This is a genomic window from Arsenicibacter sp. R0_47 (genome assembly GCF_057652235.1).
Window position 1 is genome coordinate 43,045 of sequence record NZ_JBYFCJ010000015.1, and the last position, 14,752, is coordinate 57,796.

At 48.9% G+C, this 14,752-nt stretch carries 15 protein-coding genes; 6 read left to right on the forward strand and 9 right to left on the reverse strand.

Features of this window, described 5'->3' with window-relative positions:
- Positions 1-72: 72 nt before the first annotated feature.
- Positions 73-1,284 carry a phage integrase SAM-like domain-containing protein gene (locus AC23NW_RS21680; RefSeq protein ID WP_487451985.1) on the reverse strand — a complete coding sequence of 404 codons (1,212 nt, stop codon included), beginning with the start codon at positions 1,282-1,284 and terminating at the stop codon, positions 73-75.
- A gap of 242 nt (positions 1,285-1,526) precedes the next feature.
- On the opposite strand from AC23NW_RS21680, the gene mnmA reads away from it, so the two are divergent.
- Positions 1,527-2,633: a tRNA 2-thiouridine(34) synthase MnmA gene (gene mnmA, locus AC23NW_RS21685; protein ID WP_293845564.1), complete on the forward strand. Its 1,107-nt coding sequence runs from the start codon at positions 1,527-1,529 to the stop codon at positions 2,631-2,633.
- A 101-nt stretch (positions 2,634-2,734) separates the two neighbouring features.
- Positions 2,735-3,241, forward strand: coding sequence for a GNAT family N-acetyltransferase (locus AC23NW_RS21690; protein WP_487451987.1), 507 nt, complete (start codon positions 2,735-2,737; stop codon positions 3,239-3,241).
- Here AC23NW_RS21690 and AC23NW_RS21695 read toward each other — a convergent pair.
- From AC23NW_RS21695 to trxA, 4 genes are all read right to left on the reverse strand, one after another.
- Positions 3,236-4,105 carry a sterol desaturase family protein gene (locus tag AC23NW_RS21695; RefSeq protein WP_487451989.1) on the reverse strand — a complete coding sequence of 290 codons (870 nt, stop codon included), beginning with the start codon at positions 4,103-4,105 and terminating at the stop codon, positions 3,236-3,238. The two genes, AC23NW_RS21690 and AC23NW_RS21695, sit on opposite strands and share 6 nt — an antisense overlap.
- A 69-nt stretch (positions 4,106-4,174) precedes the next feature.
- Positions 4,175-5,248: an AI-2E family transporter gene (locus AC23NW_RS21700; protein ID WP_487451991.1), complete on the reverse strand. Its 1,074-nt coding sequence runs from the start codon at positions 5,246-5,248 to the stop codon at positions 4,175-4,177.
- A 122-nt stretch (positions 5,249-5,370) separates the two neighbouring features.
- The gene (locus AC23NW_RS21705; protein WP_487451992.1) at positions 5,371-6,747 is read right to left on the reverse strand and encodes an L-serine ammonia-lyase; all 1,377 of its coding nucleotides are present in this window, start codon (positions 6,745-6,747) and stop codon (positions 5,371-5,373) included.
- 133 nt (positions 6,748-6,880) lie between these two features.
- Positions 6,881-7,210, reverse strand: a complete 330-nt coding sequence (gene trxA, locus AC23NW_RS21710) for a thioredoxin (RefSeq protein WP_293845767.1) — start codon at positions 7,208-7,210, stop codon at positions 6,881-6,883.
- Between the two features lie 165 nt (positions 7,211-7,375).
- Between trxA and pgmB the strand changes: the two genes are divergently transcribed.
- The 3 genes from pgmB to AC23NW_RS21725 all read left to right on the forward strand — a co-directional run bounded on the left by pgmB (position 7,376) and on the right by AC23NW_RS21725 (position 11,005).
- On the forward strand, positions 7,376-8,029 hold the full coding sequence (pgmB, locus tag AC23NW_RS21715) for a beta-phosphoglucomutase (RefSeq protein WP_487451994.1): 654 nt from the start codon (positions 7,376-7,378) through the stop codon (positions 8,027-8,029).
- 3 nt (positions 8,030-8,032) lie between these two features.
- Positions 8,033-8,596, forward strand: coding sequence for a DinB family protein (locus AC23NW_RS21720; protein ID WP_487451995.1), 564 nt, complete (start codon positions 8,033-8,035; stop codon positions 8,594-8,596).
- A gap of 93 nt (positions 8,597-8,689) precedes the next feature.
- On the forward strand, positions 8,690-11,005 hold the full coding sequence (locus AC23NW_RS21725; protein WP_487451997.1) for a glycoside hydrolase family 65 protein: 2,316 nt from the start codon (positions 8,690-8,692) through the stop codon (positions 11,003-11,005).
- Positions 11,006-11,043: 38 nt separating this feature from the next.
- Here the strand turns inward: AC23NW_RS21725 and AC23NW_RS21730 are convergent, their stop codons facing one another.
- The 4 genes from AC23NW_RS21730 to AC23NW_RS21745 all read right to left on the reverse strand — a co-directional run bounded on the left by AC23NW_RS21730 (position 11,044) and on the right by AC23NW_RS21745 (position 13,762).
- A complete protein-coding gene (locus AC23NW_RS21730) occupies positions 11,044-11,397 on the reverse strand; it encodes a type II toxin-antitoxin system RelE/ParE family toxin (RefSeq protein ID WP_487451999.1) in 354 nt (117 codons plus the stop codon).
- Positions 11,387-11,605, reverse strand: a complete 219-nt coding sequence (locus tag AC23NW_RS21735) for a hypothetical protein (protein ID WP_487452000.1) — start codon at positions 11,603-11,605, stop codon at positions 11,387-11,389. Before AC23NW_RS21735 ends, AC23NW_RS21730 begins: the two co-directional genes overlap by 11 nt.
- 120 nt (positions 11,606-11,725) lie before the next feature.
- Positions 11,726-13,363, reverse strand: coding sequence for a chaperonin GroEL (gene groL / locus AC23NW_RS21740; RefSeq protein ID WP_293844900.1), 1,638 nt, complete (start codon positions 13,361-13,363; stop codon positions 11,726-11,728).
- Between the two features lie 102 nt (positions 13,364-13,465).
- Positions 13,466-13,762, reverse strand: a complete 297-nt coding sequence (locus AC23NW_RS21745; protein WP_071501602.1) for a co-chaperone GroES — start codon at positions 13,760-13,762, stop codon at positions 13,466-13,468.
- Positions 13,763-14,015: 253 nt separating this feature from the next.
- On the opposite strand from AC23NW_RS21745, the gene AC23NW_RS21750 reads away from it, so the two are divergent.
- Positions 14,016-14,726 (forward strand): hypothetical protein, encoded by a 711-nt coding sequence (locus tag AC23NW_RS21750; protein ID WP_487452002.1) that lies wholly within the window; start codon positions 14,016-14,018, stop codon positions 14,724-14,726.
- The last annotated feature ends 26 nt before the right edge of the window (positions 14,727-14,752 follow it).

Sequence of the window (14,752 nt, forward strand, 5' to 3'; positions counted from 1 at the left end):
AGATAATAAGTACACTGAATAACAGTATACCAATTTTTATGCTTACATAAACTAAGACGTAATAAATGTAAATTACCCAATTATTATATCGAGTGCTTCATCAGCATCCTTATTGATAAAGTGGCCTTGGTAGCCAATCGTTGTTGTAATTGAGGTGTGGCGATAGAGCTTCTGTAGTAGCTGAATAGGAATCTTATCGCCGGAGAGATTTCCGAATGTATGACGGGCAATGTGCATAGTCAGTGGTTTGTGGATACCCGCAAAAGCGGCAATTTTTTTCAGATGCACATCCAGCCGCCTAATAGCTGAAGCAATTTTGCGCTGCACGTCGTAGTTGTCGGTGAAATCAGTCAGTACCTGTAATTCCGGAAAAACAAGGTCATTTTTATCGCCTTTCGGATATTGAGCAATAATTTTAACAACCTTGTCAGGTACTTTCAGCGATCCGGGTTTGGCGTTCTTACCCATGGTGTAATGTAGCCGGTCATTCTGAAAGTCAGAATGTCTCAGCCGCAGGACATCTGAAGCCCGCATACCCGCAAAGTAGAAAGCCAGCAACCATATATTACGGGCATGAGCCCAATATGCAGGGCATCCGGATAGATCGACGTTTTCAAGCAGCTTGACTTCGTCAGCGTTTAAACCAATCTTGTTAGCTTCCGGTAGCTTGATCCCGATTTTTCCTTTGCCAAACGGATAATATTTCTGGTCAACCAGTCCATCAGCAATTGCCTGATTAAATATTGTCCGGATGATAATCATGTAATTAGCAACCGTCCGGTCGCTGACATGACGTTTTCCTTTGAGGTGAGCTTTAAATTTATTCAGGACTGAGATCGTAATCTCAGGGAAGGTGATATCTCGGCCATCAAGGAAATTTCGGAATATATTCAGACGCGCTTGCTCTGTGGTAACCCTGTTGTATTTTCCCTGCTTACGCATGTTCTCAATAAAATCGTCCGCCAATGTGAAGAACGATCCTCCTTCTTTAGTTTTAATCTGCTTGCGCACGGCGTGTGAGGAGAGCGCCTTATGCTGAATATCCAGCTGGATCAGCTTATTGTTTGCTTCAGCTTTTTTACTCAGGATCAGATTATTCAGCCAGGTTGAATTTGAATGGCTTTTCTTGACCTTTTGCTGAGTTCTATCCCAATCAGCTTTACGGATATGCTGGCCTAAGTAGATATAGGATGTTCTTCGGTTAATGGTAATCCGAATGGCCAGGGGATAGAGACCGTCTGAGTTTGCTTTGCTGCGAAGTACGACTTTCAGGGAAGATGCCATAAATTTGTCAGCTTATTAGTGAATCGTTTTAATGTCAGTTTTGTTATGCCGTATCAGCACTGGCATGATCAGCTAAAACAAAGATAAGAAAACTTGGTACAACATAGGTACAACAAATTGCGGTTTAACCTGTATTTGTCTATTTTATCTGTTTTGTAAGTAGCTGATAATCATTACAAATTGATATATATTAAACCAAATAAAACCAATAATCGCAGGGCTTTGAACCCTGGACGGATCCAATGAGCAAACACGGACGCATTCTGGTCGCTATGAGCGGCGGCATCGACTCTTCACTGGCAGCAGTACTATTACACGAAGAAGGGTATGAAGTAATTGGTATGACGATGAAAACCTGGGATTATGCGTCCTCGGGTGGTACCAAAAAAGAAACCGGCTGCTGTAGCCTTGATTCTATCAACGATGCCCGTAACATCGCCGTTAGCCTGGGCTTTCCGCATTATATTCTCGACATCCGGTCAGAATTCGGGGATTATGTAATCGATCATTTTACCAACGAATACCTGTCGGGACGGACGCCGAACCCGTGTGTATTGTGTAATACGCACATTAAATGGGATGCCTTGCTCCGCCGTGCCGACCGCCTTGACTGCGAATTTATCGCAACCGGCCACTATGCGAATCTGCGCGAAGAAAACGGCCGGCAGGTGGTTTCGAAAGGTATTGACAACCTGAAAGATCAGTCGTATGTGCTTTGGGGGGTGTCACAGGAAAGCCTGAGCCGGACAAAATTACCGCTTGGCTACCTACGCAAATCCGAAATCCGGGAGATGGCCAAAGAACGCGGATTCATTGAGCTGGTTACGAAATCGGAGTCCTACGAAATCTGCTTTGTGCCGGATAACGACTACCGTGGTTTCCTGAAACGCCGTGTACCCGGGCTTGAAAAAGAAGTGGCCGGCGGAAACTTCGTGATGGAAGACGGCCGTGTGGTTGGTAAACACGAAGGGTATCCGTTCTATACCATTGGCCAGCGGAAAGGGCTTGGCATTGCGCTGGGACATCCGGTGTTTGTGACTGACATCCGGAAAGATACGAATGAGGTTGTGCTGGGGCTAGATCAGGATTTGTACCGCGATGGTATGCTGGTGAGTAAACTGAACCTGCAGAAATACGCCCGGATCGACCAGCCGCTGGAAACCGTGACCAAAGTGCGCTATAAAGATCAGGGCACTAAAGCCATTATTTCGCAGGAAAGCGACGACCAGATTAAGGTGTTGTTTGAACAGGGTGTATCGGCCATTGCACCCGGACAGGCGGCTGTTTTCTACGAAGGTGAAGACGTAATCGGCGGTGGCTGGATCATGAAAAGCTTCCGGCAGGAATAGATCTGACCGGCATTTCTATAAAACATGTACCTTGCAACAGGATTGACAGACAAACTGTCAATCCTGTTTTTTTATGCCTTTATTATCTGATTCCATTCACTATGATCGTCCGCGAAACACCCCGGCTGGAAATCCGGCAGTTGGTTATTGATGATGCCCCGTTTATTCAAACCTTGCTGACCAGCCCGTCCTGGATGGAGTTTATCGGCGACCGGGGCGTAAAAAGTGAAGCCGATGCCCGCTGGTATATCCGGGATGTGCAGCACGTGAATTATGAAAAATATGGGTTCGGCCTGTATCTGATTTATGAAAAGGCATTGCTGCTGCCGATTGGCCTGTGTGGGTTGCTGCAACGTGATTTTCTGGATGCCCCCGATATGGGATTTGCCCTGCTCGATGACTATGCCGGAAAAGGTTATGCCCGTGAGGCGGCAGAGGCTGTACTGGATTTTGCCCGGGAAAAGGGGTATCCGAGACTTTACGCGTTTACTATTCCGCATAATCCACGCTCGCAAGGGCTGCTGAGCCGGCTGGGATTTGCCCATACCCGTACTATGCCCAGCCCGGACGGCCTGCATGAGTTTTGGGTTTTTGAGCGTGTGCTATAACACCGGTTTGGAAACTTCAGGTGTTTGCAAGTTAGGCTGATCAGTGGCTACCGGTGGCCGATATCCTTTGAAGGGTACTGTCAGCATAGTGCCAATGCGCTGATGTTCATCAGGTTGCGCATAGGTGTCTAACCCATAAACAAGTTTATGGTTATCAACCTGCGCGAAGGTGCCCAGTAAGCGGTCCCAGACTGAAAAAATGTTGCCGTAGTTGGTATTAGAGAGCGGCAACGCAAAGTGGTGATGTACATGGTGCATATTCGGTGTGACAACCAGCCAGCCGATGGCTTTATCAAACCATGCCGGCAGCAGGATATTGGCGTGGTTAAACTGAGATAATATCACCGACAGGGACTGATAAAGAAAGAGCAGCCACATGGGAGCACCCGTCACGACAACGGCCAGCGTCGTAAATACAAACCGGATGACACTTTCGCCCGGATGATGACGGTTGGCCGTCGTGGTGTCAACGTGGGTATCTGAATGGTGGATGGTATGAAACTGCCAGAGCCACCAGACATGATGTTCCGTCCAGTGGGCCAGCCATGCCCCGATAAAATCCATCAAAAGCAGACCGATCGCCAATTGAGCCCATACCGGCATCTGCACCCAATGCAGAACCCCGATTTGCGCCTGTGCTGTCAGATCGACGGTTTTAACCACAATAAAGGCTAATACGAGGTTTACCAGAATGGTGGTAAACGTGAAAAAGAAGTTGATACCGGCATGGCTCCACTTTTTGTAGGAAAACCGGAACAGAGGAACAGTACTTTCGAGCAGCCAGAAAAATGTAATGCCGCTGACCAGAATCAGACTGCGGTGTAACGAGGGGATATGGTCAAAATAATTGATGAAGTCGTTCATGGGAAAGTACTGTTTTTTCTGCCTATAACAAAAATAAATACTTTCCCATAAAATGCCAGCCTGACCGGATTATTTGCGGGTCATGGTTTCTGCTTTTTGGTCAACCTCCTCCTGATCGCGGGCAATTTCAATACGTAATTTATGGTTTTCCCGCTCAAATACCTTCATTAGCACAATGAAATAAGAGAGCAGCAAGGGCCCGATAACCAGTCCCAGTATGCCGAATATGGGAACACCCAGCACAATGCCGACCAGTGTTATCAGCGGATGAACATCGCCCATCCGTTTGGCCAGCCAGATGCGCAGCAGGTTGTCAATATTGATGATCACAATCGCACCAACCAGCAGAATACCAACCCCCTGACCGGTGTTGCCACTGGAGATCTGCATGAGCGCAGCCGGTACAAAAACCACCGGCGTACCAAGTACCGGAATAAAGGCAAAGAAAAACGTAACCATGCCCCAGAACGCCGGATCAGGTACACCAAAAATCCAAAGCGTGAGCCCGGTCAGAACAGCCTGGACAAACGAAACCAGCGCCTGACCAAGCACATTGGCATTCACCATGTTCTTTAGTTCCTCGCCCAGGTTGTTCAAAGTCCCCGTTTTAAACGGCAGGTACTTCCGCAAGCCTTTCATGAACGACTCTTCTTCCATAAACATGAAGTAGAGTGCTACGTAGAGCAGGCCCATGATGATGATAAAATCCAGGGTGCCGCTGAGAACCGACGGAAACTGCTTACTGGCAAACGAAGCGCCCTGCTGCACCATCGACCGGATATTTTTCTCGTCGGTAATTTTGAATTTGGTCAGCTGTTCAACTTTACTGATCAGGTCAAGAATAGGCTCCGGATTCCGGCTATAGTACTGAATCCGGCTGGCAAGCAGTAAGCTCAGTGCCAGAAATGGCAGAATGATAACGACAAGTGAAAAAACGATCAGCAGGACAGTGACCAGTGTCCGGTTCCAGCCACGTTTGTGGACCAGATTGTGGAACCAGGGCCGGAAGACGACGTACAGAATTACCGCCCCCAAAAAGGCAGTGATGTATTGGCTGATGCCGACAATGATAAAGCCGCCAATGATAAACAGGCTGGCAATCAGTAATATTCGCTGTTGGTTGGGTGTATAGATATTCGACATGGTAATGTTTTTTACTCGTGATGGTTACAGAACAATTGCTGTATTCTGGTTTAGCTACAAACGCAGCAACGCAAAACACAGCAACTAAGGATTGTCTGTTAAACTGTCGAATATCAAAAATGTTAGCACTCCGTAGCGCTGAGAGCCAGACCGGCCTCGGAGGTCTCCTTGTATTTTGTGGACATATCGCGGCCGGTTGCCTTCATGACCTTGATGACTGAATCGAGGGAAATTTTCTGCATAGACGGCGCGCCGGAGGTGGCCAGCAGAAAGGCATTGTAGGCTTTGACGGCTCCCATGGCGTTGCGTTCGATGCAGGGAATCTGCACATAGCCGCCGATCGGGTCGCAGGTCATGCCCAGGTGGTGTTCGATACCGATTTCGGCGGCAGATTCGACCGCATCGATGGATTTGCCGGCTGCATAGGTCAGAAAGGCAGCCCCCATGGCCGACGCTGAACCGATTTCGCCCATACAACCCATTTCGGCCCCCGAAATACTGGCGTTGTGCTTCACCAGAAAACCAACCGCGGCCGCGGCCAGCATCCCTTTCCGGAGTGTCGCCTTATCGTAATGAAAATGATGCTTAGCCAGGTACGTCAGGCCCGGGATTACGCCGGAAGCGCCTGAGGTCGGTGCCGTTACGACAATGCCGCCGGCCGCGTTTTCCTCAGAAGCCGCCAGGCAGTAGGCATTCAGAAAGATCAGAAAACTGTCTGATGAGTGAGACATGCCCTTGGCCTGTTGGTAGAGCAGGGGGGCTTTCCGCCGCAGTTTAATCGAACCCGGCAGCGTACCCTTATGCCGCAGCCCGCGCCGGACCGCCTTGTGCATAAAGTCCAGAATCTGATCGATGCGCTGGTTAATTTCCTTCGCCGACCGTCCGGTCAGGGCAATTTCATTGGCCATGATGAGTTCTTCCAGCGTCAGGTTGTTGCGGGTCAGGTGCGCTTTCAGTTCTTTCATGGTCTGGTAAGGGTAGGGTGGTTCAACCGCGGCCGATGGTGTTTCGGGTTCCCCTTTGCGGATCACGAAGCCGCCGCCTATAGAATAATATTCTTCCTCCAGCAACACGCCATCGCCACCGGCCAGCCGCAGTACCATCGTATTGGCATAGGGCGAATCGTAGCGGCGGCGTTCAAAATAAATATCGGCCGGACCAACGGGATAGGTGTGGCCGTTGACAGAGATGGGATACTGTTGTTCTGCATCTTTCAGCAGGGCAAGCAGCTCGTCCGGATCGGTGGTTTCGGGCTGCCAGCCGAGCAGACCTGCAACAATAGCGCGGTCGGTACCGTGGCCTTTTCCGGTAGCACTCAGCGAGCCAAACAGCAGAATATCAATACGGTTTGCGCTGGCAAGCGTTTCTTCCGGTAATTCGCCGATGCGGGTGCGAAAGTCAAATGCTGCTTTCATAGGGCCGATCGTGTGTGAACTCGACGGGCCGGGGCCTACTTTAAATAAGTCAAAAACAGACGTTGTGATGGCTAAGGTACTCATAAAAACTCCGCCGTTAGGTTGATGAAGGAGGCCAAAAATACAAAAAGAAATGCCAGGCAATAAACCCGGCATTTCTTTTTGAGGGGTACTCAGAAATCAGATGTATAGACTAAAGCTCACATCAGTGTATTACTTACAACTGAGCTGCTAATTTTTGCTCCAGAATGTTTTTCGGAACAGCACCGACGATTTTGTCTACCTGCTGGCCATTTTTAAAGATAAGCAGTGTCGGGATGCTGCGGATACCGAATTTAGCAGGTGTAGCTGAGTTTGCATCAACATCCATCTTGGCAACGACTGCCTGACCCTCGTACTGACCGGCTAAATCTTCAACAACCGGGCCAATCATTTTACATGGTCCACACCACTCAGCCCAGAAATCAACCAGTACCGGTTTATCCGAATTAATCAGTTCATTAAAGTTAGCATCCGTTGCTTCCAGGGCATATTTGGTCTCTGCCATAGCTGTAATTGTTTATGTTTCTATTTGTTTAATGGCATAATATTTTTCAATTGGATTAAGTTCCCGATCCGTTGGCGAGTCTATCGTTTGCACGATTTAACAAGTTCGTTTGCGCTGATTCTGCCGGAGTTGTGTTATTTTGCGGTCTGGTACTTACTTTATTTCATGCAATCTATCAAAGCATTTCTGTTTGATCTTGATGGCGTAATTGTTGATACAGCCATTTACCATTATCAAGCCTGGCGCCGGATGGCCAATGAACTGGGTTTCGATATTTCCGAAGAATTTAATGAAGGACTGAAAGGCGTCAGCCGGATGGATTCACTGGAACTGATTCTGGAACACGGCCATGTACAGCTTCCGGAAGAAAAAAAGCTGGAACTGGCTACCCTGAAAAATGAATGGTATCTGGAACTGGTGAGCCGGATGACGCCGAACGATATTTTACCGGGCGTGCCGGCATTTTTCGCGCAGGTGCGGGAGGCCGGCCTGAAAACGGCGCTTGGGTCGGTCAGTAAAAATGCCGGTCTGATTCTGGAGCGCATCGGGATGACTGATCAGTTTGATGCCATTATCGACGGGAATAAAATCGCCAAAGGCAAACCCGATCCGGAGGTTTTTCTCAAGGGAGCAGCAGAGCTGGGCGTAAATCCGGCAGAATGTGTGGTCTTTGAAGATGCCGTGGCAGGGATTGAATCAGCAGTCCGGGCGGGTTCCCGGTCGGTTGGTATTGGGTCACCGGATGTCCTGACAAAGGCTGATATGGTGTTCCCGTCGCTGGAAAATGTTACGGTTTCGCAAATTTTAGCTCGTTTATAATCCATGCAAAAGCTCGAAACTGCCCGGCAGCTACAAGAGCGTCTATCGGCGGTATTAACGATCATTGATCAGGAATTCCGTCCGCTGACAGCTGATCAGCTGAGCCATAAACCGGCGCCCGACAAATGGAGTATGATTGACTGCCTGCAACACCTGAATCTGGCCGAACGGTTTTACATCCGGAACATCCAGCATAAGGTTGATCAGCTGGGGCTGATTCAGCACCAGCCGGCAGATCAGGAACTCAAATCCGGCTGGGTAGGACGAGCGTTACGTTGGGCAGTTGACCCGAACACGAAGATGAAGCTGCCGGCCCCGTCGTTTATCAAACCCCGGAAAACGCAGGAACTGGATGTGGCGGATGTATTGCAGCAATTTGTTGATTTGCAGCAAACACTACATGCGCAGATCGACAAGGCCATCTATCTGGACTGGAACACCACCAAACTGGCTACCTTATTCGGCAACAGTATTAAACTTCGTCTGGGCGACGCCCTGCTGATGCTGGTGGCCCACACCGAACGCCACATCAATCAGGCGCTGCGGGCGAAAGAAACAATAAACTAAGAAAGAAAGAAAGATATTTCGCAGTACCCACTTATGAGACCCATGCATGCGTAATCGGTAAATCCCTATTTTCGCATGCTATTTTTACCTCTGATGAAACAATATCTTATCAATGATCCCTGGTGTATAGTCGAAGAAGGCTTCCACCGTGACTACAATGAAATAACGGAAAGCGCCATGAGCCTCGGCAACGGCCGGATGGGGCAGCGTGGTAATTTCGAAGAACAGTTTACCGGCAAAACCTTGCAGGGTAATTACGTCGCCGGGGTGTATTATCCCGACAAAACCCGCGTGGGCTGGTGGAAAAACGGCTACCCTGAGTATTTCGCCAAGGTCCTGAATGCGGCCAACTGGATTGGGATCAACATCGATGTCGAATACGAAAGCCTGGACCTGAACCACTGCGATGTCCGTGACTTCCGCCGCGTGCTGAACATGCAGGAAGGCTATCTGGAGCGTTCGTTTGTGGCGATACTGAAAAGCGGTAAAGAACTGAAGGTAATTGCCAAACGCTTCTGCTCAATTGTTGATGACGAGGCCGGTGTGATCCGGTACGCCATTACCCCGCTGAACTTTGACGGTAAGATTACGATCACGCCTTACATCGACGGCGACATCCGGAATAAGGATGCCAATTACGATGAGAAGTTCTGGGACGAAGTGCGCAAGGAGACCGCTTACGGAGAAGCCTACATTGAACTGCGGACCCGTAAAACCGGCTTTCACGTTGCCACCGGTATGTGCGTTGAGATTGAGCAGAACGGCAGCCGGATTGATTACCAGTCGCAGCCGATAAAATACGAGAAATACGTAGCCAACCGCATAACACTCGACTGTGAGCGCGGGCAGGAAACGGCGATTTATAAGTACGCGGTTAACCTGTCGTCGCTCAACTACGACCCTGATCACCTGCTGGCCGACGCCCGTCAGTATATTCAGCGGATTACCCGTAAGGGATTCGACAAGATGCTGTTTGAACAAAAGCAGGCGTGGGCCGACAAATGGAAAATGAACGACATTACCATCGACGGTGATGTGGCGGCCCAGCAAGGCATCCGGTTCAATATTTTCCAGCTCGAACAGACATATACCGGCGAAGACGAACGACTGAACATTGGCCCGAAAGGCTTTACCGGCGAGAAATACGGCGGATCGACCTACTGGGATACCGAAGCTTACTGCTTACCGTTCTATCTGGCTACGGCCGATCAGAAAGTGGCCCGGAACCTGCTGGTCTATCGCCATAAGCAGTTGGGTAAAGCCATCGAAAACGCGCAGAAACTTGGCTTTAAGGCTGGTGCGGCGCTTTATCCGATGGTGACCATGAACGGTGAAGAATGCCATAACGAATGGGAAATCACCTTTGAGGAGATTCACCGGAACGGGGCCATTGCCTATGCCATTTACGATTATGTACGGTATACCGGCGATGAACAGTACCTGGCCGAATTTGGTCTGGAGGTACTGATTGCCATCAGCCGTTTCTGGAGTCAGCGGGTCAACTGGTCGGCTGCCAAACAGCAGTATGTGATGCTGGGAGTAACCGGTCCGAACGAATACGAAAATAACGTTAACAATAACTGGTATACCAACTATATCGCCGCCTGGACACTGCGGTATACCATCGAGGCCGTTGACAAGGTGAAAGCGCTGAATCCGGAAGCCTTTACCGAGCTGGCCGAGCGTATTCATTTCCGTGAAGAGAAAGAGGTAGCCACGGCGAAACACATCGTTGCGAACATGCACTATCCGTTCGATCCGGAGCGCGGCGTATTTCTGCAGCAGGAAGGCTTCCTGGACAAGGAGCTGATGCCGGTCAATGACATTCCGAAAGGACAGCGGCCGCTGAACCAGAACTGGTCATGGGATCGTATCCTGCGTTCGTGTTTTATCAAACAGGCCGATGTGCTCCAGGGCTTTTATTTCTTCGACGATGAGTTTGATACGGAAGCCCTGCGCCGGAACTTCGACTTTTATGAGCCGATGACGGTGCATGAGTCGTCGCTGTCGCCCTGCGTACACTCAGTGCTTGCGTCGAAGCTGGGGATGAAGGAGAAAGCGTACGAGATGTATCTCCGTACGGCCCGTCTGGATCTGGACGATTATAACAACGATACCGAAGATGGTCTGCACATTACGTCTATGGCGGGTACGTGGCTGGCCGTAGTCAAAGGTTTTGGTGGGCTGCGCGTGCAGAACGAAACCTTGCTGCTTGATCCGTATTGCCCGGATAACTGGCAGTCACTGGCCTTTAAGCTGCGTTTCCGCGGGGTATTGATACAGGTGTCGGTAACGCAGGACTCGGTAACGGTCGAGAATTTTTCAGCGCAGCCGATAACGCTTCAGCTGCTGGGTCAGCCGCTGACCATCGGCCGGGAAAGCACTGAAACAGTCGCGATTGCAGAATAATGAAGCGGCCCCGATCACATTGATCGGGGCCGCTTCGTTTATATAGTGTCTTCGTCTTCAAACGAGTTGTTGATAATCTCGATAAGTTCTGTTTTGCTGATGGCAGACTCTTCAGACTTGTCATAAATTGTAACAAGGAAAACCGTTTCGATGTCGTCAATCTTTTCGACATAGTAGGTTATAATGCGAAATCCGCCGCTTTTTCCCTTTCCTTTGCTCTTACTGGCAAGCCGTATTTTGTAAAGGCCGGCTCCAAGATCAGTTCCAAGTTTGGGGTTTTGTTCAAGTTCCTTTTCTAAGACCCTTAGTTCTTGAGTAAGCGATAGATATTTTTTTGCTAATCGTTTCAGCTTTCGGTCAAAATAAGGAAGGGCAAGAATTTCAGGCTTCATCTTCAAGTTCAGTTAATACCTGATCCAATGTTTTAGCCTTCAATTTTCCTTGCTTAATGAGTTTGATTTCTTTCAAACCTTCCTTAATCTGATCTTTAAGCGGGACGACATCTTCCGCTTCTTCCTGAATAATCATTTCCTTAAGCTCCCGTTTTACGCGGGACGGCAGCACTTTATATTGTTCAAACAAAATCTGGGCTGTTGTCATAATGGCACGTCATTTTGTCAATACCGGTGTATAGACAAAATTAAACAATTGACAGCCACAAAAAAATCCCCCAACCGCAAGGTTGAGGGATTGTATCGTCTGCTTTAGCAAGGCAATTGATTACATCATGCCGCCCATGCCACCGCCGTGTGCGTGTGCACCACCACCGGCAGGCGCTTCTTCCGGCTCATCAGCGATCACACACTCTGTTGTTAACAACAGACCGGCGATAGACGCTGCGTTTTCCAGGGCTAAGCGTGTTACTTTCTTAGGGTCGATGATACCGGCTGCGAACAGGTCTTCGTACGAGTCGTTTTTCGCGTTGTAGCCAAAACCACCAGTGCTTTCCTTAACCTTGTTGATTACTACAGAACCTTCGCCGCCAGCGTTTGATACAATGGTACGTAGTGGAGATTCCAGGGCTGTGCGGATGATCGCAACACCTGTTTTCTCATCGTCATTGATTGTCTGAACGCTGTCCAGTGAAGAGATTGCACGGATCAGCGCAACACCACCACCGGTAACGATACCTTCTTCAACGGCAGCGCGGGTAGCGTGCAGGGCATCGTCAACGCGGTCTTTCTTCTCTTTCATTTCAACTTCAGTAGCCGCACCAATGTACAGGATCGCTACACCACCTGACAGTTTCGCCAGACGCTCCTGAAGCTTCTCACGGTCATAGTCTGATGTTGTGTTTTCGATCTGTGCCTTGATCTGGTTTACACGGCCCTGAATATCTTCTTTGTGACCAACACCGTTAACAATAGTTGTATTGTCTTTGTCGATCAGGATTTTTTCGGCCTGGCCTAAGAACTCGATAGACGCGTTTTCCAGTTTGAAGCCACGCTCTTCGCTGATCACCTGACCACCTGTCAGGATCGCGATATCTTCCAGCATAGCTTTCCGGCGGTCACCGAAGCCAGGCGCCTTAACAGCTGCCACTTTCAGGGCACCACGGATTTTGTTAACTACCAGCGTAGCCAGAGCCTCACCGTCAACATCTTCAGCGATAATCAACAGCGGACGGCCTGTCTGAGCAACCTGCTCCAGAACCGGCAGTAACTCCTTCATTGACGAAACTTTCTTCTCAGAGATCAGGATGAACGGACGCTCCAGTTCAGCTTCCATTTTCTCTGTGTTGGTTACGAAGTACGGAGACAGGTAACCACGGTCGAACTGCATACCTTCAACCGTTTTAACTTCGGTTTCAGTACCACGTGCTTCTTCAACGGTGATAACGCCTTCTTTACCCACTTTCTTCATGGCCTCAGCAATCATGTTGCCGATTTCTTCGTCGTGGTTAGCAGAGATGGTCGCAACCTGGGCAATTTTACCGAAGTCGTCACCTACTGTCTGAGCCTGCTCCGCAAGGTTTTTCACAACGGCAATAACCGCTTTGTCAACACCACGCTTCAGGTCCATCGGGTTGGCACCGGCAGCTACGTTTTTCGCACCGATCGAATAGATCGCCTGTGCCAGAACAGTTGCTGTTGTTGTACCGTCACCAGCTGAGTCAGCTGTTTTTGACGCTACTTCCTTAACCAGCTGAGCACCCATGTTTTCCATGGCATCTTTCAGCTCAATTTCTTTTGCTACAGTTACACCATCTTTTGTGATCGCTGGTGAACCGAATTTTTTATCAAGGATTACGTTACGGCCTTTTGGTCCTAATGTAACTTTTACGGCATCAGCCAGTGTATCAACACCCCGCTTGATCTTGTCACGGGCTTCTGTGTCAAAAAATATTTTCTTTGCCATTTTTTAGAGAATGAATAATGAACAATGTAGAATGAATAATCTGGTTTGTATGTGTACAAAGCGCGTTAGCCCATTGTACAGTATACATCATCCATTAAGTAATTAGAGGATTGCGAAGATGTCTGATTCACGCATGATCAGGTACTCTTTGCCGTCAACAGTGATCTCTGTACCGGCGTATTTGCCGTACAGAACAGTATCACCAACTTGTACCGTCAGAGGCTCGTCTTTTTTGCCTGTTCCAACGGCCACTACTGTACCACGCTGTGGTTTTTCTTTGGCAGTGTCAGGGATGATGATACCAAAAGCGGTTTTTTCTTCAGCCGGGGCGGCTTCTACCAATACCCGGTCAGCTAGCGGGCGTACGTTCACTTTTACGTTTTCCTCTGCTGCTACCATAGCAATAAAGTGATTAAGGTTATAAATGAGAATTGTTAAATACTGATTTCTACTAGCCCCGATTGCCAATTACTGTGCCAGAATTCAGAACTGACATTTTTTCAGTTTCAGACCATTAGTTGGATAATATCGGGTTGGTACAGGCGTTTCTTAGGCAATGGCACAAAAAAGGCAAACAATGTTTTGGATTATTCTCTTTTTAGTGTACATTACTGTTACTTAAGTTTAAGTCCAACCGTAAATAATGTTCGCTATGAAACGCCTGGAATCTGACTGGTTGACACAGGGATGGCTGGATGCCGAATACAAAAAGTATGTCGTAATGGCATATTTGCATGCGGTTCAGCAAAACTTCTCTGACAAGAAACTTTACCCCGATTTACCCGAATTACGCCAGCATTACGAAAAAGGGCTACAATTCAGACAAGGCAAAGGTACGCTTAAAGCCGCGTTTCCCAAGAGTCCGATCCGATTTGACATCAAAACACAGTCGGTACGGTATAAAACCGAGGAAGCGGACAATGATTTTCTGGCAGATCTGGACGAGGTGGTTGACTTTGCCATTCCCCGTTTTCAGAAACTTTTTCAGGAAGGGCAACAGCTCTGGAATGAAATTCTGTCAGGGCTGAGCCTGATTCCGATTGGGCTCATGCCACTGCGTCCGGAAGAAGGCTATCTGCTTATTCACCGGACACGACAGGCCGAAACCCAGATTTACACCTATAACCTGACCTTGTATTCCGATGGCGAACCGGGCGGACGGTATGTACACATCCGGTACGTGGAGTCGATGCCGAAAAGCATTAACCTGACTTTTGAAAACATGAAACTGGATCTGGTACGCCGCTACCGGCATCTGCCAAACCCGGCGACATACATGCTTGAGAGCAGCTGGAATTATCCGGTACAGGAAACGTTACTGCCCATTGCCCGGCAGCTGATTGCCCGGGCCGCGCAGGCGTAGCTGTCTGGAAACAACTAAAACGGCAT